We start from the raw sequence: 22,780 nt of genomic DNA on the forward strand, positions 1-22,780 counted from the left end.
TTCTAATATATTATCACTTTTTTTATAATTTTAATATGATTTTGACAGAGATTTCGCATCTAAATTCCAGTAAAAGATTTACTTTTACTGGAATTGTATTTTATTGTACTTTCTTACATGGCTGGTAAATCAACAGACCGATATGTCGAAAAAATAGTTATAATTACCCTTACCCTAAGAAATTTTAATAATCGATTTCCAATTTTATTTTTATATTAAGTCTTTTTAAATATTGGATTATTCCAGTTGTCATCTATAGTAAATCTTTCATCTTTTATATCTTCAATAATATCTATTTGAAGCATCCGTTTCTTTCTAAAACCTCTGATACATCTAAAAAAATATAACTGCATCAGATTAAACGCTATAATTATAAACATCAGTACTGTCTCTACGCCCGTAGGGCTATGAAGAAAGCAATGATCTAAATGCCATTCTGTTTTAAGCTGATGAAAGGCATTATTTTCTATATCCCACCTCTTGTGCATTATCTTCCACAAGGTTTCTACTGAGGCAAATTTGTCTGTTGTTATAATCCAGCCTTCTTTAATTTCTACCTTATCTCCAGTATGAATTTCTTCTATAAACCTTATAAATCTAACTTTGATAGTCGGATCTGATATTTCAAAATTATCTTCATCCCAAGCTTTAATTTTGGTATAGTCTTTACTTCCCTGCTTTACAATCCATTTCTTATCAGCCTCACGGCGCTTAAATAGAGCTAATGCATCCTTTACAATGAGAAGACGCTCATCTTTAACTCTTACTACTGCATTCATTCCTATTGAAAGGACTTCTTTTATCCAAGTAGATTTACAATATAAAGCATCAGCTACTATAATATCGGCAAAATGGTGATATTTACGATATAATTTTTTTATTAATCTTATACCTCCGGTGATTTCACCTTCATCTTTATTCGAACTATCTTTCTTAGGTTCAAGCATTTCTTGTCCTAAAATAACATGGGGATCCGAACCTACGGTAATACAAACTACAGATCTGTGGAAATGACGAGTAGTGCCATCCTTATTCTTTCGTGAAAGACATTTGTCACAAAATTTTTTAGCACTTTCAAATAATTCTACACCATCTACAGCAACTACCTTTAAGCCATCTATGGTACCATTTCTAAATATCTTATTTTTTATCGTAGTTCTAATTATACTATCATGAATATTTTTCAAACCATTCAAATCAAAATCACTTAAGCAGCGCCTAACGGCATCAATGTGAATCATTTTAGTGTTTTTAGGTAATACTTTTTTAAATTTACCTTTTTTAAGCCAATGCTCTAACCTGTTGAAACTTCTTATTTGAAGCATAAATCCAAACAAAACTACAAAGGTGATTGTTGAAATTTTTACTAGAGATTTTATCTTTTTATCCTCTAAGGTATTGATTTTTTCACCTATATCGTATACTTTATTAATATAGGTGAGCATTTGTTTTAAATAACTTTTATTCATCTTAAGGCATCCTTTCTATTGTGTTGTGCAAAACTATTATAAAAAGGATGCTTTTATTATGCAAATTTTTTTTATAATTTCCAGTAGAAATCGGATTTTACAATGTTTTTATTAAATACTAGCAAATCAATATAAATCAGCGGGCTGCGCCCTAAAACTTTTTTAGGTGCTAAACTTCTGTGATTTTGAAAGATCATGTATTAATGATTTTATGTCTACCTTTTTAGTGAGCATTCCATTTTCCTTAAGGAAGTCCTGAGTCTTTTCCAGATCCTCTATGTCCTTATCTGTAATTTTAGGATTAAAATCGTACAAAGCATACATTTGCTTTACCTGATCCAGTGACATTTTAGTTTCCTCTGAAGCAAGCTTATATGTTTCATCAGGATTATTCTTCATGAATTCAAGACTCTTTTGATGAACACTCATATATCTTTTTGCAATGTCCTCATGTTTAGAAAGGAAATCTCCGCTGGCTGCTATTACAATAGTGGCATCCAGTAAGCCTTCTCCTGTAGTTACAATATGAGCACCTTTAGCTTCTGCCTGGGTCACAGCTGCTCCTGCTACTAAAGCTGCATCTGCACTGCCTCCCATCATTGCTGCTACTGCATCAGGTATTCCCATATTGATAAACTGCACATCGCTGGCCTTTAGATTTTTGCTTTTCAGTGCTTCTAATAAAAGCTGATGTAATATGGTTCCCTTTGGCCCCACTACTTTTTTTCCTTTAAGATCTGCAGCTGTCTTTATAGCAGGGTCCTTTGACATGATAGTAAAAGACTTTGGTGCCCTGCTGTACATGCCTATTATCTTGATATCCACACCGTTGGCTGCTGCCAGTATAACTGATGTGGCACCAATGGCATTGCAGAAGTCCAGTGATCCTGCAGCCACAGCTTCAGTCATCTTTGAACCTTCTGTTATTTCAGGAAATGTAACCTTTATATTATCTTTTGAAAATTCATTTTCAAATAAGTTTTCCTTTTTTTCCACTATAGATGGCACATTAAGAGGTGCCTTAACATAAGAAATATTTATGTTTTTAACTGTTTCCTTTTTCTGCTGATTATTTGCATTACTTTGATTTTTCCCTGCAGCACAGCCTGTTAAAGCAGAAGCTGTCAATATGCTTATGCAAAGTAATGCTACTGTCTTTTTAAAAATTTTCATTTTGTATCCTCCAAAAAAGTTTAATTTTTTAATAAAATCCTATTAAGTATATGCTTTCTGAGTTTTATGAAGTCAATGCTTGCTGTATCTCTTAGATAATCCATATTTACAGGCACCTGCTCCACCACAGTTCCCTGATCCATAATCACCACATTTTCACCTAAATATATTGCTTCTTCCACATCATGTGTTACAAATACAATAGTTTTTTTATATTTTTTAAAAATGTTAATAAATTCATTCTGAAGCTTTCTTCTATTGAAAGCATCCAGGGCCCCCAGAGGTTCATCCATTAATATTATGTCAGGATTATAGCACAAAGTTCTTCCAAGGGAAACCCTCTGTGCCATGCCCCCAGAAATCTGAGAAGGATATGCATCCTTAAACTTCTCAAGCCCCAACATATTAAGATATTTATTAACAGTTTCATCTATATTATTTTTATTCCTGTCCTTTGTAATGGGAAAAGCCATGTTTTGCTTAACAGTAAGCCAGGGCATTAATCTAGGTTCCTGGAAAACAATGCCCACCTTTCCAACGCCCTTTTCATTTAAAAAATTTATTTCACCGCTTGTTTGTGTCTCCAAGCCGCATATCATTCTGAGAAGGGTGGTTTTACCGCAGCCGCTTTTTCCCACAATAGTTGTGAAGCTTTCATTTTTTATGCTTAAATTTACATTTCTTACTGCCTTTATTTCCTCATTATTTATGTAAAATGATTTGCATAAATCCTTAATCATTAATCCTGCCATGTTCCACCCCTTTTCCATAATAATTTATTATGCTCATAATAATATAATCTATAGCATACCCTGCTAATCCTATGGAAATTATGCCAACTATTATAATGTCCGGCCTTGAAAGCTGCTCAGCATCCATTATCATATAGCCTATTCCTGAGGAAGCTGCTATTAATTCTGCTGCAACCAGAGATCTCCAGCTGTAGCCCAAACCTAACTGAATACCTGTAAGTATAGATGGGACAGCCTGTGGCAGTATTATTTTTATAAATTTATCTCTTGAGCTGAAGTTGAATACATCTCCAACCTCCAGGAGCTTTTTATCATAGTTGGTTATTCCATTTAATGTGCTTGAAAACACAGGAAAGAAAGTAGCAAGAAAAATTACTGCAAGCTTAGAGGTTTCCCCTATTCCAAACCATAATATGAGCATTGGTATAACTGCTATAGGCGGCACATGTCTTCCAAATTCCAAAATTGGCTCCACATAGCTTTGAAACCTTTGATTTATCCCCACCAAAATGGCACAGGGAAATGCTATAACAAAGGTAATAATAAAGCCTAAAAACACTCTTTGAAGACTTACAGCTAAATTTTTTAATAAAACTCCATTCAGTAACAAGGCATAGGCAGTTTCAGCCACCACCCTTGGACCCGGTATTATGTAATCATTAAATAAATGCAATGCAGAACCTGCCCACCATATAAATATAATTATAACAGGCAGTACTGCTCCTTTTAACCTTCTCATAAAATCTCTCCAGTAAAAAATTTATAAATTTCCTAGAGTATTATAACATACTTTAAAACTAAAGATTAAAGAATAAAGATTAAAGAATAAATAATGTGGATTTTCTGCTTTGGCAGAAAATCTTAAATTTAAGTTTTGTCTAAGGGCAAAACAACAATGTCATAGAGTGCGTGAAAACGTCTTTTCTTATTGGTCTTGGCACTTAGGTATAATTTTCTTTGAAGTTCTCGAACTTTATCTATGGTGTTGTTAGCTTTCGCATTCACTCATTCTTACCTCCTCTGAAAATATGAATAAAGTAGAGCTCCTTTCCTAAGCATAGTTTTGATGTCTATACTATCATTGGTACTATAAGCTCCTCCGACTCCTTCTTTGCAGAATAACAATTTCGCTAATTCAGCTTATATGTCTTCTCTTTATGGTTATAATCATGCAAAGGAAGGTCTCTCCAGTTCCGAACTATACTATAAATACATGTCGTCTCCCTTATACCGAAGAATTCCTCAGTGCTGTTATTCAAGTTCTGCACACCTTCCATGGCTTTCGCCCATTTTCTCAAGGCTCAGCATTCTTTTGCCCCTTTATTTATAAAGAGGTGCTACTTAACGATACGGCAGAGTTCATTTTATATTACGACCTGTATTCTTGTTAGCACTCTTTCGAGTTACATTATCTTCACGCTTCATACCCAGTATTTCTACTACGCATGGTGATTAACTACAAGGCTCCTTGACGATTACCTTGACTGGACTTTCACCAGTAAGCATAGTCCAGCTTTGCTGGACGCACAAAAAATAGAAGCCCTTGGATATTTGGTTACTATTCAAGAAGCTTCAGTTTAATTAACAAATATATATCTATATATTATATTGCCTAATTTAAAAAGTTTAAACATTGGGTTTTATTAAAGTTTTATTTTTTTAACAAAATTAATGATTAATAGACGATTTTTTATTTTCGGAATAGCTATATACTATCTGCTAACTTAAAACTAAAGATTAAAGATTAAAGATTTTTCGCAGTGTAACGTAGAAAAATCATCCATAACTGTGAACTTTCAACTCATAACTCTCAACTGTTAATTATGTCTGTCATGATAAACATAAGCAGCTATTTGTGAAATCATTGAAATGTTAAATATCAGGCAAATTCCTATAAAAACACCAATGAAGCTGTTATGTCTGGTTATAGCAAATGCTATCATAAACAATAACATAAAAATGAAGCAGGATACTATTGTAATTTTTAATGCAGTAGTGTTTGCTTTAAATGAAATTAATTGTTCTCTTTCATCATCATTTTGTCTATCTTCTTTTGTACATCCATAATTTAAACTTCTATAAAGGGAAGAAGCTCCAATAAGTATCAGTAAAATAGAAAGAATAATACTTTTCCATAGGCTTATAGTATTCATTTGATAATAGTCTTTAATAATGGCAGTTATAATATACGTTACAGCTAATAGCAAGCTTATGATTCCACTAAAAAATCCTTTTTTATTATATATTTTTTTCTTCATTTTTTAAGTTCTCCTTCAAACAATATAAATCTTCGATAGTTGTATTAAAAATGCAGGCTATTTTATATGTATGGTAAGAAAGTGATTCTTATGTTAAGATGGAAAAGAAACTTAACAGTAAAAGCTTCTACAGTTAAAAGTTTTGAGTTAAGAGTTAAAAGTTAAGGTGAGTTTTCCTCCTTATGTCGCAAAACTAATTTATTTTTTAGGCTATGTTTTGCTGAAGCAAAACATAGCTAACTTATATAATTAAAGATTTTTCGCAGTGTAATGGAGAAAAATTATCCATAACTGTGAACTTTCCACTCACAACTTTCAACTGTAGTTAAAGGTGAGTTTTCCTCCTTACGTCGCAAAACTAATTTATTTTTTAGGCTCGTTTTGCTGAAGCAAAACATAGCTAACTTGTATAAATTAAAGATTTGACCCAGTGTAACGGAGAAGAATCATCCACAACTGTGAACTTTCAACTTGTAACTTTCAACTATAATAATGAGGAGTTTAATTATGAATTACTTAACTATTTTTGGACTTATAGCAGTGGAATTATCATTATGGATAGTAAGTAGTATTAGCCAGATGCGAAGTGATATAACACGAATAAATATAAATTTAGATAAGATTGCTAAGCAGGTTGGAGTACCTGATACAATAACGGATGAACTAAAAAGCCTTATTTTAGAAGGTAAAAAAATTGAAGCAATAAAAAAATATAGAATTGCTACTGGATTGGGATTGAAAGAAGCAAAGGAATATATTGATTCTTTAAGTAAATAAGGTAAGTTTTGCTTTAGCAAGACTTACCTTATTTATATAAATTAAAGATTTTTCGCAGTGTAACGGAGAAAATTCATCCACAACTGTGAACTTTCCACTCATAACTTTCAACTGTAGTTATTGGTTGCTTGCTTCTCTTAGCATTTTAATTTCCCCTGCATATCCAGGAAGTTCATTTGGAGTTTCCAGATAAAATGGCAGATTTCTTAGTTTTGGATGATTGATAATTCTAAATATGGCCTCTTTTCCAAGTGAACCTTGTCCTATTTTTTCATGTCTGTCTTTATGGCTTGAAAATGGATTTTTACTGTCGTTTAAATGAATTGCTTTAAGTCTTTTAAGACCAATAACCCTGTCAAACTCATCCAACACACCATCCAGATTATTAACTATATCATAGCCTGCATCATAAATATGGCAGGTATCAAGGCATACTCCCATTTTATCAGAAAGCTTGACCCCATCCAGAATCTGCTTTATTTCTTCAAAGCTTCTTCCTACTTCTGTTCCCTTGCCTGCCATTGTTTCAAGGAGAACTGTGGTACTTTGATCAGGCTTTAAAATGGCATTCAGCATTTTTACAATGTAGTCTATTCCAGCCTCTACCCCTTGCTTTACATGACTTCCAGGATGAAAGTTGTAAAGATTATTTGGGGTGTATTCCATTCTTCTCAAATCATCCTCCATAACCTGCATGGCAAATTCTCTTATACTCTCATCTGCTGAACATGCATTTAATGTATATGGAGCATGTGCCAGTATTGGAGCAAAATTATTATCCTTTGCTATTTCCATAAGAGCCTTTGCATCCTCAGGGTCCATTTCCTTTGCCTTGCTTCCTCTTGGATTTCTTGAAAAGAACTGAAATGTGTTTGCACCAATATTAAGCGCCGTAAGTCCCATGGCCTTATAACCTTTTGATGCTGATAAATGACAGCCTATATTTAACATAATATATCATCTTCCTTCTAAAAGTTGTAATTATAAATAAGATTATATCATTTTAATGTACAAAAAGTACTACTGAAAAGCCAGCAGTACTTAGAATATTAAAAATCAGCTATATTGCTTTGCATTCTTTTTTTTCAGAATATCTGCATTTATCACAGCTTTCAGTACAGGATTCCAGATGTATCATAACCTCCGTGTTTTTCATGGAATGCTCTATGTTCCCTTCTATTTCATCACATATATTATGTGCAGATTTTACAGACATATTTTCAGGAACAACCAGATGTAGATCAATATACTTTGTACTTCCTGATTTTCTTGTCCTTAAATTGTGAAAATTGCAGTATTCGGACTTATAATCACTTATTGAGTTTTCTATAAATATCTATTTCTTCTTCTGATAAGCTTACATCCAGCAAAGGCTCAAATGCAGATTTAAGCATTCCATAGGCCTCTTTTAATATAAACATTGCTATTAAAATAGCTACAATAGGATCCAGAAAATTAAGCTTTGTAATCCATATCAGCAAAAGTCCGGTGCCAACCCCTAAAGCAGTATATACATCGGTTTTTAAGTGCAGTGCATCTGCCTTAAGGGCCACAGAATCCTCCTCTTTAGCTGTTTTATATATTTTATTTGAAACCACAAAGTTAATACCTGCTGAAATAAACATAACAATGAATCCCATTGCAAAGAAATTGTTTGATGCTGCAGGGTGCATTATTTTTTTAATTGACTGCGTTATTATTATAAAGGATGCTATAAAAATTAAGATGGATTCTATAACACCTGATATATTTTCAAATTTTCCATGACCGTAAGGATGCTTTTCATCAGCAGGTTTATCTGATACCTTTACAGAGAAAAAAGCTATTACAGATGCTATCAAATCCATAATGGAATGTATGGCCTCTGATATTATGCTTACTGAGCCTGTTAATGCTCCTATAAACAATTTAATGGTTATAAGAATTGAATTAGAAATTATTGAAAGTCTTGCAACTTTTGTTTTGCTGTTCATGCTAATTGCCCCCATTAAAATTAACCAAATACAGGTTAACTTAAAAATATATTTTTAAGAGCTCTAAAACACCTCTATATTTCAAAATGAGCATAAAAATACCTGTGGAAAATACGTACTGTCCCACAGGTATTGTTTTACAATTCTATTGCTTCTATCAGCCCGGCCCCATAAACTAAATAATTAGTTCATCGCCTGCTCAGTTTGTACTGTAGTTTTATATGCAGTGCAAAGAGTTATTAAATACTCATATATTAATATATCTTTGTTCAATTGTCAATAAGAATTTTACTTTTTATGTTATTTTAAAGCTGTTATAATAGGCTCAAGGGTTAATATAACCGTTAAAAGTATTAAAACTACAATTGTTGCCCATCCAATTATATTTTTAATACTTCCATTTACGTACCTGCCCATTATATCCTTATTATTCACCATAAGCATCATACAAATTAAAACCACAGGCAGCAATATACCATTTATAATCTGGGACCATAATGTTATCTGAATTAAAGGTGCTCCGGGAATCAATATGACTGAGATACCAATAATGATTATTATAGTAAACAGTGTGAAAAACTCAGGTGCTTCCTTTAGCGTTTTATCTATACCAGCTTCAAAACCAAAAGCTTCACAAATGTAAAATGCTGTGGCCAATGGCAGTATTGCAGCTGAAAAAATAGAAGCTATAAAAAGTCCAAAAGCAAAGATTTGAGAAGCAAAAGCTCCTGCAAGCGGTTTAAGTGCTACAGCAGCATCCTTAGCCTGTTCTATTTTAATTCCGCTTTTATTTAGTGTTGCACCGCAGGCTACAATTATAAAGAAAGCAACTACTACTGTAATAACGCTGCCCACAGCTACATCCCAGAATTCATATTTATAATCTTTAATCTTAAGACCTTTTTCTATAACTGCAGACTGCATATAAAACTGCATCCAGGGAGCGATAGTAGTTCCCACCATACCAATAACCATGCTTATGTAATCAAAGCTGGTTTCAATGGCAGGATGGATTAAGGAATTACCTATTTCATGCCAGTCCGGTTTAGTAAGAAATGCAGAACCAATATATGATAACAAAAACATGCTGAATATTAAAAATATCTTTTCAGTAGATTTATATGTGCCCTTCACAACCAGAATCCATACTGCAATGGCTGCCAATGGCACAGATATATATTTGCTTATTCCAAAAACCTGCATACTCCCTGCAACACCTGCAAACTCAGTAGCTGTATTTCCTATATCAGCAATAATCAAACCTATGAATATAAAAAATGTTACTTTTACTCCAAAATTCTCCCTAATTAAATCTGCCAGGCCTTTTCCAGTTACAATACCCATTCTCGCATTCATTTCCTGAACTACAAGAAGTACTATAAAGCATGGAATTAATGACCAAAGCAGTTTATAGCCATAGGTGGCACCTGCTATAGAATATGTTGTTATGCCTCCTGCATCATTATCTACACTGCCTGTTATAATTCCAGGGCCTACAACGCTAAAAAATATTAATAAATCTTCCCTCCAGTTTTTTCTTTTTGCATTCACCCTTTTCACCCCCTGCTATCTGTATCAGGTTCATATTATTATAGGTTTTTGACAGTAAGATATCCTTTGATGTAAAAGCTGTTTCAACGTTATCCCACAGCATTAATTTACTTGATACCTTAAAGCCTAACTTTTTTAATGGCTTGGCAATTCCAATTCTCCTTAATAAGCCATCCATACCAATATCAACAGCTGCTATGAACATGCCTGTTGATGAAACAGTCAGCCTTATATCATTAGCCCTGTCTACTTTTCTGCCATTAACATCTATAATTTGTTTGTCCAAAATATACTTTTTAAGCAGCATGTTACTGCCTAAGTTTCTTTCCTGAACTTTACTGCATATTAAAACATATTGACCCTTTTCTTTAGAAACAGTAATATTGTTAAAATCTATAAATTTCAATCCCTGTTTTGTTTTAACAGCAGCAATAGCAATTTTGGGGTTTTTATAATTTATATCCACTGCCAGATCTTTTAAAGTTCCAATTACTTTTCCATGAGAAGTATAAATTTTATTTCCTAATATTCTACTGAAATAAAAGCTTTTAAGCTGCATTGCACTCACTTCCTTACACAAATATAATATGCCCTGGCTGCAATATTGCTAATGCTATTTAAATATGAGTTATATTTATGCAAAAAAATCCCAGTGAAAATTTTATTTTACTGGAATTTAAATAGTTGTACTAATTATTTAATTTATCATTTATAAGCTTACACAGATCCATCATTATCTGGTTATCCTTTATGGAACTTTTAATAACCTTTGTCATATTTTCTGCTTTGAACATTTCATTTTCAAGGGCTTTTTCTAATTTATGAAAGTCCTCCAGCTTAATTGAGTCTGTGTAGATTTTACAGTTTTTGATTATTCCATCTGAAACTACTGCATAAATCTCAATAAGACCCCAGCTGAATTTTTCCTCCAGGGTTACATTAAAATCAGGACTTTCTGAATAGTTCCATTCCCATGAGCTGTACTTTTTAATATAATCCGTTACATCTATGGTTCCTTCATTTATATTAATGATTTCAGCATTGGTTTTATAGAAATCATTAAAGCTTTTTATCAAAGCATGTTTTAAACTATTAATAGTTATTTCTTTTGAAATATCCTTAAGGTTAACTACCCTGGATGCAACTGAATCAATGCCCTTTGACTGAAGCTTTAAAGGTGATACATTTAAATATTTTGACATCTTATGAAAATCCACATTTACAAGTAAAGTTCCATGATGACAGTTCATGCCACTTTCGCTAAAAAAGGCATTACCGGAAAATTTACGCTGCTGTATCACTAAATCATTTCTTCCATTAAAGCATCCATGAATACCAAACATGGAAAGTCCCTTTAAAATCACATTCATATTATTTTCTACATTGTAATTTGCATCAGCTGCTATAAAAGTAAAATTCAAATTGCCTTTATCATGAAATACAGCTCCTCCGCCGGATAATCTTCTTACTAACTGCACACCATCATCCCTAATCTTTTTGATGCTGCATTCTTTATATGGGTTCTGATTTCTTCCTATAACAATAGTATTTGCATTCTGCCAGAGAAACATAACAACATCATTTGGCTGGCTGTGTTTCATAAGCCATTCTTCCACAGATAAATTGAATTTTGGATCAAATGACTCTGATAGATATATCTTAAATTGATTATGCAAAATGAATACCCTCTCCGTTTAGCATTAATAGTGCTTCATGTATGGATTCAGATATAGTTGGATGAGCATAAATTACATCTGCAGCTTTATCTATAGTTAATCCAGAAGCCATAATATTACTTATAGTGCTGATCATATCTGTGGCATGAACTCCAACAATTGTTCCACCAATTATTTTTCTAGTTGCTTTATCAGCAATAAGCTTAACAAATCCATCAGTTTCTCCCATAGCCAGTGCTTTACCATTTGCCATTAAAGGAAACTTTGAAGTTATAAAGTCAAGCTTTCTTGAAACAGCCTCTTTTTCAGTTAGTCCAACCTGTCCTATTTCCGGCATAGTAAATATTGCGCTTGGAACTAAATCGTAACACATCTTATTTTCCCTGCCATTAATGTGATCTGCAGCTACTATGCCCTGCTGAGAAGCCACATGAGCCAGTTGAACTTTGTTAGTTACATCACCTATTGCATATACATTAGGATTGCTTGTCCTCATATACTCGTCCACCATGATGCCATTATGTCTTTCATTGAGCTTAACCTGAAGCTTTTCTAAATCAAGAGATCCCAGATTAGCTTTTCTTCCAACAGCCATAACCACTTTTTCACTGGTTAAATATTTTGTTTCATTGTCTTTATTAATTTCAACAATTTTATTTCCATCCAATGATGTTTTAATTGACATGGCTTTGGCACCCTCATAAAGGTTAATACCCATTTTAGAAGCACTATCTTTTATTACATCAGCTGCATCCTCATCCACATTGTTTAAAATCTGCGGTAAGAATTCTACTACATTTACCTTTGAGCCTAAAGCACTGTAAATAAATGCAAATTCCATGCCTATAACGCCGCCGCCAATGATTGTAATAGAATATGGCACTTCCTTTAATTCCAGTAATTCCTGGCTTGTAAGAATGTCATCACTGTCAGCTCCTTCTATAGGAATACTGGCTGTTTTAGATCCTACAGCAATAATTAATTTACTAAAGCAAATGGTTGCATCAATTAATTTATTTTGCACAGTTACTGTTTGTGAATCCTTAATCTGCGCTTTACCATTTATATATTCTATTTTATTAGCCTTCATCAGATGTTCAATTCCTGACACCAATGTATCAACTACTTCATTTTTCCTTTTCATTATTTTTTTAAGAGAAAACTTATAGTCCTGAACTTCTAACCCAAAGCTTTTTGCATTCTTTATTTTCTCAAGAACATCTACGCTGCTGACTAAGGCCTTTGTTGGAATACATCCATGATTAAGGCATGTTCCTCCAAGCCTGCTTTCTTCAATAATGATGACCTTTTTGCCCCCCTGAGCTGCCCTGATGGCAGAAACATAACCTCCTGGGCCTCCTCCAATAACAACTACATCTGCTTCATAGTTTTTAGGCAGTGGCTTGGCTAATCCAAAGCTGTAAGTTGACTTTTTAGCATATTTGGGGGATTTATCCTCCTCAATTAATTCTCCTTCAACTTTACCTATAATCTGGTTCTTTTTTATTGTGTCTCCTTCTGAAATAGATAATTCTTCCACTACACCTTTATATTTTGACACATACTTGGTGGTGCCTTTGCCTGACTCAATAGTAAATATTGTATCTCCGGGATTTATTGTATCCCCTGACCTTTTCTTTATCTTTCCAACCTTTCCCGTAGCAGCATTTCCAGAAAGTTTTTCTATAATCAAATCATATTTCATTTCTAATACCTCCAAAATTATAATGAAAAAAGGGCAAAGCCCTTTTTATTTAAAATCTCCTTCAAATTCGGAAATACATTCTTTAAGTAATGTTACTGAATATGCCATTGATGGTCCTCCGCCAAAGGCTACTGAAACCATAGCAGCTTCCATTATTTCCTCTTTTGTTGCTCCTGCTTCAAAGGCTTTGTATGAGTGATATACAATACAGTATTCACATCTGGTAAAGCATCCAATTGCTACACTTATTAATTCTTTTGTTTTTACGTCAAGTGCATTTGGTTCATATGCTGCGCCAAGTAATCCCATGAAGGCGTTTACTTGATCTGGATTTGTCTTTCCTACTTCATCAAGTCCTCCCACAAATGAATTGAGTAATTCTCTAACATTATAAGCCATTTTTTATTCCTCCTTAAATTACTTGCATATGCAATGTTAAGTATAGCAAGTTTTGATATTATTATATCAAAGTACTTGTTAAATTTCAAACGTTTTCGTTATAAAAATAACATTTTTTATGACAAAAATAAAAAATACCTGCTTTCCAGCGCATTTGGCTGTACAAGCAGGTGAATTCTTTTGTATAATTATTTTGTAACGTTTGAAATCATTTTCTTTAATACCCTGTCATAAATTATAAGATCCTGTTCATCAATACCTTCTACCAAATCCGCATTAAATTCAGTGCCATAATGAATTAATTCCGAAATGAGCTTATCACCTTTATCAGTAAGCTTTATGTATATAACTCTTCTATCATTATTATTTCTTTCTCTTTTAATTAATCCGTCTCTCTCCAAACGATCAATTAGTCTTCCAGCACTTGAATCTTTAACGTTCATTAAATTTGATAAATCCCTTTGAGAAATTGCACCATGAGTTTTTACATAGTAAAGTGCAATCCATTGTATACGTGTTACACCTGTATTTTCAAGCCTTCGACTGAAGGCCTCTGAGACTTGCTTAACGCCATTCTCAGTTATATATCCAACTCAGTTATCAAGATTAAAAGACATGACTACATCCCCTTATACTTTCCTAAGGAAATAAACCCTTGTTCAAAAAATTTTACCATTAAATAATGTTAAGTGCAACACTATTTAACAGTTAAGAGTTAAAAGTTAAGAGTTAAAAGTTAAGAGTTAAAAGTTAAGAGTTAAGAGTTTAAGGTGAGTTTTATTCCCTGCGTCATAAAACTAATTTATTTTCTGGGCTTGTTTTGCTAAAGCAAAACCTCGCTGACTTATATAAATAAAATTACTACAGGAGTTTGTCTCCCATAGTAATTTCTAATTTTAATTATTTAATCCATGCCCCATCTCTGCCTAACTTATATCCGCCTATTGTTGTGTTGGCAGCCATTTCTCCATTAGTCTTTAAAAAATACCATTTCTCTCCGTCTAACTGCCAGCCTATTTTCATCGCCCCACTGTTTTGGAGATAATACCATTTGCCGCCATCCAGCTGCCAGCCTGTTTTCATTGCTCCACTGCCTTGTAGATAATACCAGTCATTTCCATCTAACTGCCATCCTATCTTCATTGCTCCACTGCCTTGAAGATAATACCACTTTTCTCCATCTAACTGCCATCCTGTCTTCATTGCTCCACTGCCTTGCAGATAGTACCAGCTGTCTCCATCTAACTGCCAGCCAGTCTTCATTACTCCATTGCTTTGAAGATAGTACCATTTGCCTCCGTCTCGCTGCCAGCCTATTTTGCTGTTCCATCATCTTTTCCGTAGTACCATTTTCCATTAATACTATTCCAGCCTGGTTTTAAATTTGAAGGAGCAGAAAGTGTTTCAATTAAATCTGCATAGCTAAATGAACTTGATGCATCTAGTTTTAGCATATTAATTGTAATGGGCTGATTAATTTTATCTATTTTAGTATTTGTTGATAAATCTACGGTATATATTCCTGTTAATGTTTGTGTACTTGAATCTGATCCATCTGCCAGCTTGCTTAAAGCAGGTATGTCTATAACAAATTCACAATTTGCATTTTCATTGATTATATATCCTTCATTATTAAGTGTATATTTAATGTCTATACCTTTAGGCCCTATTAAAGTTACATTCTGCAGCTTATCTATTACAACACTTGCATTTTTAAGAACTGCTGGAAGCTCGTCCAAAATCTTATTAAGCTCAGTAGTATCTGCAGCTCCTCCTACTTGAGCAACTGCTTTTATATAATCCTTTATTAAATTAACTGCATCTGCATTTGATGAAAAATTATCCACTGTATACTTTAATAATTGTTTAAATGAGGAATCAGTTAATTTTATTTCATAATTCTGAGAATCTAATTTTGTTACAAGATTTAAGTTTGGATCGTACTGCTTTGCATATTGATCAATAAACGCAATGAGATTACTCTGAAAATCCTTGCTGAAATCCATCTGTGGTTCCCCTGAAGTATTGTTTAAGCTGTTAATATCCATTACCATATATGGCTTTCCCTTATATGGATCAGGTAAACTGCTTGTTGCAATTTCGGGAAGTTTTACAACCTCTGTTATGAGAGGCTTGTCCCCTGTTATATTAGTATCTGCCCAAAAGCTCATGTCCATATCCATAGGTATTCCGCTTATTTTAATATCCCCTTGGGCCCTTCCAATTGTCTTGTCTGCATTCTGGCTTGTTCTAGTTGTCATAGTAATGCCTGAACCATTTATAATATCAATGGTGGGCTGAAATTGTTTTTCCTGATTAGAAAGATTTGTACCTGTTATGTTGAGATTAACAGTTGTTGTTGATTCCATGGAATTTACTGTCTGTGACTTATTAAATGCATTGTAAAGTGCATTTTCTTCAGTGGAACATCCGCTTAAAACCATGGTACTAACAAGTACACCAGAAATCAGTGCCGAAAGTTTTTTTAGCTTCATAATTAATACATACCTCCATTACTATATAATATATACTTTGCATTAAAAGCATTACATTGTGCCTGTGTAGATACTTACTTTCTGTGGAGCAAAATATATATGTTAATATAATTATATAGTATATTTCAGCTTGTGAATAGATTAAAATTGAATATATCGAAGATTTATGATGCAGATTTTCGAATTTTGCGTCTTGCATAAAAGAATATGCCTACTTGTCCAAGTCCAGCCAGTGCCCAGGTAACAGGGTAACAGGCAAATAGCACAATCTCTGTAGGATGCCATTTAAAAATTGTAGCCAGCCAGACTATTCTCATAAGGCATGCACCTACCAGGGTGGAAATCATAGGTGAAATAGAATATCCCATGGCTCGAGTGAGACCAGGATATACATTCATGATTCCGCAGGTGAAGAATGCAGCCATCATAACATTCAGTCGAAGCACTCCAAGCTTAATTACCTCAGGGTCAGAAGTGAATATTCCAAGCAGAGGTCTTTCAAAAAGTACTGTGGCACCGCCAAGAATAATCCATGTGATAAAGACTAATGCTGTACACACCTTTGCAATACTATCAATCCTGTCATACTTCTTTGCCCCCATGTTCTGTCCTGTAAAGGCCAGAGCTGCATTATAATAAGCAATCATTGATGTGCCCACATAGTTTTCAATATTACCTGCTGCTGCACTGGCAGCCACCATGTTGGATCCAAATGAATTGACAGCTGACTGAATCAGTACATTGGAAATAGAAAAAAGCATTCCCTGCATTCCAGCAGGCAGACCTATCTTTACAATATCCTTCAGCTTATCCCTGTCAATATGCATCTTGCTTGGTACAAAGCGTATTGCTCCGTCACATCTTGACAGGCACATCATAATAAGCACCACAGATAAATATTCGGAAATCACCGTTGCAAATGCTACTCCTGCTACGCTCATATGCAGCACTATAACGAAAAATAAGTTGAATATCACATGTATAGTACCTGTTATGATAAGGTAATACATTGGCCTTTTGCTGTCACCTGCCGCACGAAGGATAGCTGCTGCAAATGTGAATACCATATTGGCAGGAGTGCTTATGAAGTAAATTTTCATGTACAATACAGAAAGATCTATAATGTTCTCAGGAGTTCCCATAATTATAAGCAAAGGCTTACAAAGGACTATGCCTAAAACCATAACAATGAGTCCACCTATGATGCTGATGGCTATGGAAGTATGCACGGATTTGCTTACCCCATCAGGACGATTAGCACCAAAATCCCGTGCTACCACTACTGTGGTACCTACTGATAAGCCCATGAACAATGTAATGATAAGATTAATCAGTGAACCTGTTGCACCTACTGCTGCCAGCGCGTTGCTGCCTGAAAAATGCCCCACTACTACCATATCAGCTGTATTGAACATGAGCTGAAGTACATACATTGCCATAATTGGCAGTGAAAATATAAGGATCTTATTTAGCAGAGGACCATTGCACATATCTATATTACGATTTTGAGAACTCATAAGTCACTCACTTCCTTTCCTTCTATAGTCTTTAGTATGGGTAAAATTTACAAAGGTTAGGTACCTAATCACTTCCTGCCCCCTAATTTATAATTATATGCGTCTCACAATGCTATTACAATACATTCCAAAAGCAATTAAAAACAAAAATTGTCAGCCTTGTTTCCAAGTTTTACAAGGGACCATGTACTTTACAAAAACTGGTGAAAACAAATACCTTAACTTTAATACTTTTTCTTAATTGTAAGTTGCTGCTATTTATTATATAATGTAAAGGTATTAAAGAAGCAGGATAAACCTGCTTTACTAACATGTTTTATTTAGTTGTTTCTGTTTTTATGGTTCTCCTGTGTTGTTTAATGTGGGTAGAGGCGTTGTGTCTTTGGTTACACAGGAGGAAGATAAAAGTAAATGAATGACATAAGTATAATTGCATTAGCGGGAGTTATTGGGTTTGTTATAATAGCACTCTGTATTATATGGGGTACTATAATATATAAACAGGAGAACTTTCGTTTAAAATCAGATACAAATATAAAAACAGATTTGCAGGACGGAAAAGTAGACTTCGATTCATCAATTGATATTGAGGGAAATAAAAAAGCAAAAGAAAATAGTGGTTTAGTTTCAGAGGCTCAACCACTATCTTCAAACAACAAATAAAATAAACTAAAAAGACACAACGTCTTTATCTATCCTTATTATATCACAAAACTAAAAAAAATATAGCTTGAAAGATAAATTTCAAATTAAAATAAAAACTAGGTTCAAGGATTAGGAGTTGAGGCTCTTAGTTTCTAAACCTCTTTAATTTTATTAACATTTAATAGTTTGTCTTATAATTCAATCCAATATCTTTGAATTATATTTCCATCTTCCTCAATTAACTCATTTTCAAGAATTCCATTATTAGAAATAATGGTTTTTGCCGAAGCAATATTATTTTTATCACATGTTATTAAAACTTGTTTCATCCCCATATCTTTACACTTTTCAAGAGCCAATTTCAACATTGCAGTTGCATAACCCTTTCTTCTTTCAGTTGGTCTTATTCCATAGCCTATATGTCCACTTAATCGAAGAAGTTGTTCACTTAAATAATGCCTTATGCTAATTGCTCCCAGTAACTTCTTATTCTCATTTATCAAAAAGAAAGTATCAGAAGGTACAAGGTGAGATGGACATGTCTCCCTTTTCCTATATGTTTCTAACAGCTTCAGCCATTTACTATAATCAGTTTCTCCTCGTCTTATTGCTCCTGGATATATGTGTTCTTTTGTTTCTTCCCATTCTGCCATCATGTCCATATATGCATATTTATGTTCCAGTGAAGGAACTGCTAGGTAAATCTTTTCCAACTTAAAACTACACCCCCTCAAAATTTCTTATTAGCATATCTTCATTCAATTATATAAAATTTGTAGATAGATTACAAATATATGTATATTTATATGAAGGCTGCCTTTTCCGATTCAAAATCATTCAATTTTGTATCAATGCTACTTGGGGACAGTTAACAACTTTTAACTTTTGTACAAGTATTAAAGATAATTGTTGTTAACCGTCCCTACTAATTATAATTATGAAAATTCCAGCAGAGTAGAATTAGTTGAACAAGCGTTATTTCAGCTTGGAGCATTATATCCAGCAATAGGAGAAGAAGATAAGGCTATAGAGGCTATAAAAAAGATTCATAAAAGTCAGCTTGATCCTAATGTTTTACTAGCAGGCATATATATAGATAAGAATGAATTAAAAAAGGCAAGAGAGCTACTGCAAAGCAGTTTATATAAAAGCATTAACCATATAAACTTTGCATGTTTAGGATTAGCTAATTCATATATGAAGGATGAAAAAGCTATAGATATGTTAAATAAAATGATAGAGGATATAAGGAGAAATGATATAAATAAACCAGAAAAGTTTAGATCTATATGGTGTTTTAATGAAATTCCAGAGGGAAAACGTACTATAACAATGAATTTATATAAAAATATATTCAAGGTTTTTGAGGCACCAGAATTTGATTTGGTTAGAGAAAGAGAAGAATTTATCCATATAATTAATGAATTAAAAAAATTAGAGAAAAAATCATTGAATATGAAATAAACAGAGTTTAGACTCTGTTTTTATGTTTAAATACTATTATTTATGGGAATATATATGTTAAAGAAAATAAATTAAGAAATAATAAGAATTATCAACTGCAAATTTTAGAAAAGAGGAGAATTAAGCAATGAATAAAATTTTTCAGCCAATCAAAATAGGAAAGCTAGAGATAAAGAATAGAATTGCCATGGTTCCTATGGCTAATTTAGGTCTTATTGAAGAAGATGGGTGTTTTTCTAAAAGGGCTATAGACTATTATGTGGAGAGAGCAAAAGGCGGCACTGGTCTTATTATTACGGGGGCTGTAAAGGTAGAAAATGAAATCGAAAAACTTAAGATGCCGAGCTTTCCATGTATTACATTGAATCCAGTGCATTTCGTACAAACAGCTTCAGAGCTTACAGAAAAGGTTCATTCATATGGAGCAAAAATATTTATTCAAATAACATTAGGACTTGGACGTAGTGCTGCAGGCGCATTTTTAGATTGTCAGCCAGTAGCGCCATCAGCAATACCGAATTATTGGGATCCTACTGCTACCTGCAGGGAACTTAAAACTGAAGAAGTTGAAACTATGGTTAAAAGATTTGGTGAAGCTGCACATATAGCAAAGGCAGCAGGCTTTGACGGAATGGAGATACATGCAGTACATGAAGGGTATCTTCTTGATCAATTTACCCTTGCATTATTTAATAAAAGAACAGATAAATATGGTGGAGATTTAAGGGGAAGGTTAACTCTGCCAATAGAAATAGTTCAGGAGATTAAGAAAACTGTAGGGAAGGACTTCCCTGTGGGATTAAGATATAGTATAAAAAGTTATATAAAGGATTGGAGACAAGGCGGACTTCCAGGAGAAGATTTTAAAGAATTAGGACGTGATGTAGAAGAAGGATTAGAAGCAGCTAAGATATTAGAAAAGGCAGGATATGACGCTTTTGATGCTGACTGTGGAACCTATGATGCCTGGTATTGGGCTCACCCGCCAATTTATTTAGAACATGGATGTTATCTTCCGTTTGCTGAAAAATTAAAACAGGTAGTTAAAGTTCCTGTAATAGTAGCAGGAAGAATGGAAATACCTTCATTGGCAGAACAGGCTTTAAATGATGGCAAGTTAGATATGGTAGGTATAGGAAGAGGATTATTAACTGACCCATACTGGCCGGAAAAAGTAATGAAGGGGCAGGGAAAAAGGATTCGTCCATGTATAGCATGTCATGATGGATGTATGGGTAGAATGTTTATAGGAAGACCTCTTTCCTGTGCTGTAAATCCTGCTACAGGACGTGAAAAGGAATATGCCATAATACCTTCAAACAACAAGAGGAAGGTGTTGGTAGTAGGCGGTGGAATTGCAGGAATGGAGGCAGCAAGAACATCTGCACTTAGAGGACATGAAGTTACATTGTATGAAAAAACAGATAAATTAGGTGGTCATGTTATCCCTGGATCAGTTCCAGACTTTAAAGAAGAAGATAGAAAATTAATGGCATGGTACGAAAATGAATTAAATGAGTTAAAAGTAAAAGTATTAAAAAATAAAGAAGCAGATAAAAAGTTAATCCAAAGTAAAAAGCCAGATGTAGTATTTATTGCAACTGGTTCAAATGCCATTAAGCCTAATATTGAAGGAATAGATAAGAATACAGTAGTTTCAGCAGAAGATGTTCTTTTAGATGTGAATAAAGCTGGAGAGAAAGTTGTAATTATAGGTGGAGGATTAGTAGGCTGCGAAACCGCTTTATGGCTTGCACAAAAAGGAAAGAATGTAACCATAGTGGAGGCCCTGCCTGATATACTTATTTCCGGTGAGACACCTATACCACATATGAATAGAATAATGCTTATAGATCTCTTAAAGTTCAATAATGTAAATATGATTACCCACAGCAGTGCTTTAAAGATTACGGATAATGGAGTGCAGATAATAAATAAAGCATTTAAAAAGGAAAAATTACAAGCAGACACTGCAATTGTTGCAATAGGTTACAAAAATGAAAATAAACTATATGATGAAATTAAAAATGAATCTTATGAAACCTATGTAATAGGTGATGCCAGACATGCTAGTAACATAATGAACGCTATATGGGATGCCTATGAAGTAGCAAAGGATATTTAAATAGAAAAAGGTTCAGGAATTAGGAGCTTAAGCCCTTAGTTCTGAACCTTTTTAATTTTTAGAAACAAAAGTTGTCAACCTTGCTTCCAGTTTATCCCAAGTCACAGTTACCTTACAAAAATAGCCTCAATTGCATACTCTAAAGCCTTTGCGGTAATTTCTACTGGCAGGCTGGCAGTACCATCTGGGCGATCAACAACCTGCTCTGGTGCAAATGGCACATGAATAAAGCCGCCCTTTATTTCAGGATACTTCTTGTTAATCATATACAGCAGATCATACATTACGGAATTGCACACAAATGTCCCTGCAGTATATGATATATTGGCTGGTATTCCATGCTTTCTAATATTATTTACCATTGCTTTTACAGGAATTGTTGCAAAATATGCATTTTCTCCATCTTTCTCTAATGGCTTATCAATTGGCTGATTTCCTTCATTATCCTCTATCCTTGCTTCTGCCAGATTAATTGCAACCCTTTCCACTGTTATAGTTGAGCGTCCACCTGCCTGCCCAATACAAAGGACCACGTCAGGTCTATATTTTTTTATGCCTTCTTCCACTGCCTCACCGCTTTTGCCATAAACTGTTGGAATTTCAATTTTAATAACCTCTGCCCCTGCAATAGTGCCTGGCAGAAGCTTTACTGCTTCAAATGCCGGGTTAACCTTATCACCGCCAAAAGGATCAAAACCTGTAACTAATATTTTCATAAAATTGCCACCTTTCTATATACATATTTACTTTCTAATACACCTCTGGCTCGGGAATAATAATTTTCCCCTTTGCCATAATCTG

The 22,780-nt window shown here is 33.8% G+C and carries 20 protein-coding genes, 2 pseudogenes and 1 riboswitch; of the genes and pseudogenes, 4 read left to right on the forward strand and 18 right to left on the reverse strand.

The features are described 5' to 3' along the window. Nucleotides 1-215: 215 nt before the first annotated feature. From EQM05_RS16275 to EQM05_RS11945, 5 genes are all read right to left on the reverse strand, one after another. Nucleotides 216-1,469 carry a transposase gene (locus EQM05_RS16275; RefSeq protein WP_128749244.1) on the reverse strand — a complete coding sequence of 418 codons (1,254 nt, stop codon included), beginning with the start codon at nt 1,467-1,469 and terminating at the stop codon, nt 216-218. Between the two features lie 162 nt (nt 1,470-1,631). Beyond that, nucleotides 1,632-2,642, reverse strand: coding sequence for an NrtA/SsuA/CpmA family ABC transporter substrate-binding protein (locus EQM05_RS11930; RefSeq protein ID WP_128750244.1), 1,011 nt, complete (start codon nt 2,640-2,642; stop codon nt 1,632-1,634). 20 nt (nt 2,643-2,662) lie between these two features. Then, nucleotides 2,663-3,382 carry an ABC transporter ATP-binding protein gene (locus tag EQM05_RS11935; RefSeq protein ID WP_243108062.1) on the reverse strand — a complete coding sequence of 240 codons (720 nt, stop codon included), beginning with the start codon at nt 3,380-3,382 and terminating at the stop codon, nt 2,663-2,665. Then, a complete protein-coding gene (locus EQM05_RS11940) occupies nt 3,375-4,133 on the reverse strand; it encodes an ABC transporter permease (protein ID WP_128750246.1) in 759 nt (252 codons plus the stop codon). Before EQM05_RS11940 ends, EQM05_RS11935 begins: the two co-directional genes overlap by 8 nt. Nucleotides 4,134-5,211: 1,078 nt before the next feature. Then, nucleotides 5,212-5,652: a hypothetical protein gene (locus EQM05_RS11945; RefSeq protein ID WP_128750247.1), complete on the reverse strand. Its 441-nt coding sequence runs from the start codon at nt 5,650-5,652 to the stop codon at nt 5,212-5,214. A 507-nt stretch (nt 5,653-6,159) separates the two neighbouring features. Between EQM05_RS11945 and EQM05_RS11955 the strand changes: the two genes are divergently transcribed. Then, a complete protein-coding gene (locus tag EQM05_RS11955; protein ID WP_128750248.1) occupies nt 6,160-6,429 on the forward strand; it encodes a ribosomal protein L7/L12 in 270 nt (89 codons plus the stop codon). A gap of 117 nt (nt 6,430-6,546) precedes the next feature. Here EQM05_RS11955 and EQM05_RS11960 read toward each other — a convergent pair whose 3' ends face one another. The 11 genes and pseudogenes from EQM05_RS11960 to EQM05_RS12010 form a co-directional block, all read right to left on the reverse strand. After that, entirely contained in the window at nt 6,547-7,380 is an 834-nt protein-coding gene (locus EQM05_RS11960; protein ID WP_128750249.1) for a deoxyribonuclease IV, read from the reverse strand. Nucleotides 7,381-7,489: 109 nt separating this feature from the next. Further along, nucleotides 7,490-8,402, reverse strand: a pseudogene (locus EQM05_RS11965) (cation diffusion facilitator family transporter). A 116-nt stretch (nt 8,403-8,518) separates the two neighbouring features. Further along, nucleotides 8,519-8,615, reverse strand: a riboswitch (NiCo riboswitch). A gap of 87 nt (nt 8,616-8,702) precedes the next feature. Then, on the reverse strand, nt 8,703-9,953 hold the full coding sequence (locus tag EQM05_RS11970; protein WP_128750250.1) for an Nramp family divalent metal transporter: 1,251 nt from the start codon (nt 9,951-9,953) through the stop codon (nt 8,703-8,705). After that, a complete protein-coding gene (locus EQM05_RS11975; protein WP_128750251.1) occupies nt 9,904-10,512 on the reverse strand; it encodes a PRC-barrel domain-containing protein in 609 nt (202 codons plus the stop codon). The genes EQM05_RS11970 and EQM05_RS11975 overlap by 50 nt, the downstream gene beginning before the upstream one ends. A 130-nt stretch (nt 10,513-10,642) precedes the next feature. Beyond that, nucleotides 10,643-11,629: a lipoate--protein ligase gene (locus EQM05_RS11980; protein ID WP_164917282.1), complete on the reverse strand. Its 987-nt coding sequence runs from the start codon at nt 11,627-11,629 to the stop codon at nt 10,643-10,645. After that, nucleotides 11,622-13,334 carry a dihydrolipoyl dehydrogenase gene (lpdA, locus tag EQM05_RS11985; protein ID WP_128750253.1) on the reverse strand — a complete coding sequence of 571 codons (1,713 nt, stop codon included), beginning with the start codon at nt 13,332-13,334 and terminating at the stop codon, nt 11,622-11,624. The genes EQM05_RS11980 and lpdA overlap by 8 nt, the downstream gene beginning before the upstream one ends. 45 nt (nt 13,335-13,379) lie before the next feature. Then, nucleotides 13,380-13,733, reverse strand: a complete 354-nt coding sequence (locus EQM05_RS11990) for a carboxymuconolactone decarboxylase family protein (RefSeq protein ID WP_128750254.1) — start codon at nt 13,731-13,733, stop codon at nt 13,380-13,382. A gap of 188 nt (nt 13,734-13,921) precedes the next feature. Beyond that, nucleotides 13,922-14,317, reverse strand: coding sequence for a MarR family transcriptional regulator (locus tag EQM05_RS11995; RefSeq protein WP_347560234.1), 396 nt, complete (start codon nt 14,315-14,317; stop codon nt 13,922-13,924). Nucleotides 14,318-14,633: 316 nt separating this feature from the next. Then, nucleotides 14,634-15,050 (reverse strand): hypothetical protein, encoded by a 417-nt coding sequence (locus tag EQM05_RS12000; RefSeq protein WP_279222141.1) that lies wholly within the window; start codon nt 15,048-15,050, stop codon nt 14,634-14,636. Then, nucleotides 15,047-16,228 (reverse strand): hypothetical protein, encoded by a 1,182-nt coding sequence (locus EQM05_RS12005; RefSeq protein ID WP_128750255.1) that lies wholly within the window; start codon nt 16,226-16,228, stop codon nt 15,047-15,049. Before EQM05_RS12005 ends, EQM05_RS12000 begins: the two co-directional genes overlap by 4 nt. 164 nt (nt 16,229-16,392) lie before the next feature. After that, nucleotides 16,393-17,745: an MATE family efflux transporter gene (locus tag EQM05_RS12010; RefSeq protein WP_128750256.1), complete on the reverse strand. Its 1,353-nt coding sequence runs from the start codon at nt 17,743-17,745 to the stop codon at nt 16,393-16,395. A 411-nt stretch (nt 17,746-18,156) separates the two neighbouring features. On the opposite strand from EQM05_RS12010, the gene EQM05_RS12015 reads away from it, so the two are divergent. Beyond that, nucleotides 18,157-18,408 (forward strand): hypothetical protein, encoded by a 252-nt coding sequence (locus EQM05_RS12015; RefSeq protein ID WP_128750257.1) that lies wholly within the window; start codon nt 18,157-18,159, stop codon nt 18,406-18,408. Nucleotides 18,409-18,581: 173 nt separating this feature from the next. Here the strand turns inward: EQM05_RS12015 and EQM05_RS12020 are convergent, their stop codons facing one another. After that, complete coding sequence (locus tag EQM05_RS12020) at nt 18,582-19,103, reverse strand: GNAT family N-acetyltransferase (RefSeq protein ID WP_243108064.1); 522 nt, start codon at nt 19,101-19,103, stop codon at nt 18,582-18,584. Nucleotides 19,104-19,329: 226 nt separating this feature from the next. Here EQM05_RS12020 and EQM05_RS12025 point away from each other — a divergent pair. Beyond that, nucleotides 19,330-19,854 (forward strand): annotated as a pseudogene (locus tag EQM05_RS12025) (transcriptional regulator); the annotation flags it as partial. A gap of 127 nt (nt 19,855-19,981) precedes the next feature. After that, on the forward strand, nt 19,982-21,979 hold the full coding sequence (locus tag EQM05_RS12030) for an FAD-dependent oxidoreductase (RefSeq protein WP_128750258.1): 1,998 nt from the start codon (nt 19,982-19,984) through the stop codon (nt 21,977-21,979). A gap of 107 nt (nt 21,980-22,086) precedes the next feature. Here the strand turns inward: EQM05_RS12030 and pcp are convergent, their stop codons facing one another. Continuing rightward, nucleotides 22,087-22,695, reverse strand: coding sequence for a pyroglutamyl-peptidase I (pcp, locus tag EQM05_RS12035; RefSeq protein WP_128750259.1), 609 nt, complete (start codon nt 22,693-22,695; stop codon nt 22,087-22,089). Nucleotides 22,696-22,780 lie beyond the last annotated feature (85 nt).

The sequence above is a fragment of the Clostridium sp. JN-9 genome (assembly GCF_004103695.1).
Taxonomy (GTDB): domain Bacteria; phylum Bacillota; class Clostridia; order Clostridiales; family Clostridiaceae; genus JN-9.

Excerpts from the sequence above, each read along its gene's own strand:
- EQM05_RS16275 (WP_128749244.1), bottom strand. The coding sequence starts at position 1,469 with ATGAATAAAAGTTATTTAAAACAAATGCTCACCTATATTAATAAAGTA.
- EQM05_RS11930 (WP_128750244.1), bottom strand. The coding sequence starts at position 2,642 with ATGAAAATTTTTAAAAAGACAGTAGCATTACTTTGCATAAGCATATTG.
- EQM05_RS11935 (WP_243108062.1), bottom strand. The coding sequence starts at position 3,382 with ATGATTAAGGATTTATGCAAATCATTTTACATAAATAATGAGGAAATA.
- EQM05_RS11940 (WP_128750246.1), bottom strand. The coding sequence starts at position 4,133 with ATGAGAAGGTTAAAAGGAGCAGTACTGCCTGTTATAATTATATTTATA.
- EQM05_RS11945 (WP_128750247.1), bottom strand. The coding sequence starts at position 5,652 with ATGAAGAAAAAAATATATAATAAAAAAGGATTTTTTAGTGGAATCATA.
- EQM05_RS11955 (WP_128750248.1), top strand. The coding sequence starts at position 6,160 with ATGAATTACTTAACTATTTTTGGACTTATAGCAGTGGAATTATCATTA.
- EQM05_RS11960 (WP_128750249.1), bottom strand. The coding sequence starts at position 7,380 with ATGTTAAATATAGGCTGTCATTTATCAGCATCAAAAGGTTATAAGGCC.
- EQM05_RS11975 (WP_128750251.1), bottom strand. The coding sequence starts at position 10,512 with ATGCAGCTTAAAAGCTTTTATTTCAGTAGAATATTAGGAAATAAAATT.
- lpdA (WP_128750253.1), bottom strand. The coding sequence starts at position 13,334 with ATGAAATATGATTTGATTATAGAAAAACTTTCTGGAAATGCTGCTACG.
- EQM05_RS11990 (WP_128750254.1), bottom strand. The coding sequence starts at position 13,733 with ATGGCTTATAATGTTAGAGAATTACTCAATTCATTTGTGGGAGGACTT.
- EQM05_RS12005 (WP_128750255.1), bottom strand. The coding sequence starts at position 16,228 with ATGAAGCTAAAAAAACTTTCGGCACTGATTTCTGGTGTACTTGTTAGT.
- EQM05_RS12010 (WP_128750256.1), bottom strand. The coding sequence starts at position 17,745 with ATGAGTTCTCAAAATCGTAATATAGATATGTGCAATGGTCCTCTGCTA.
- EQM05_RS12015 (WP_128750257.1), top strand. The coding sequence starts at position 18,157 with ATGAATGACATAAGTATAATTGCATTAGCGGGAGTTATTGGGTTTGTT.
- EQM05_RS12030 (WP_128750258.1), top strand. The coding sequence starts at position 19,982 with ATGAATAAAATTTTTCAGCCAATCAAAATAGGAAAGCTAGAGATAAAG.
- pcp (WP_128750259.1), bottom strand. The coding sequence starts at position 22,695 with ATGAAAATATTAGTTACAGGTTTTGATCCTTTTGGCGGTGATAAGGTT.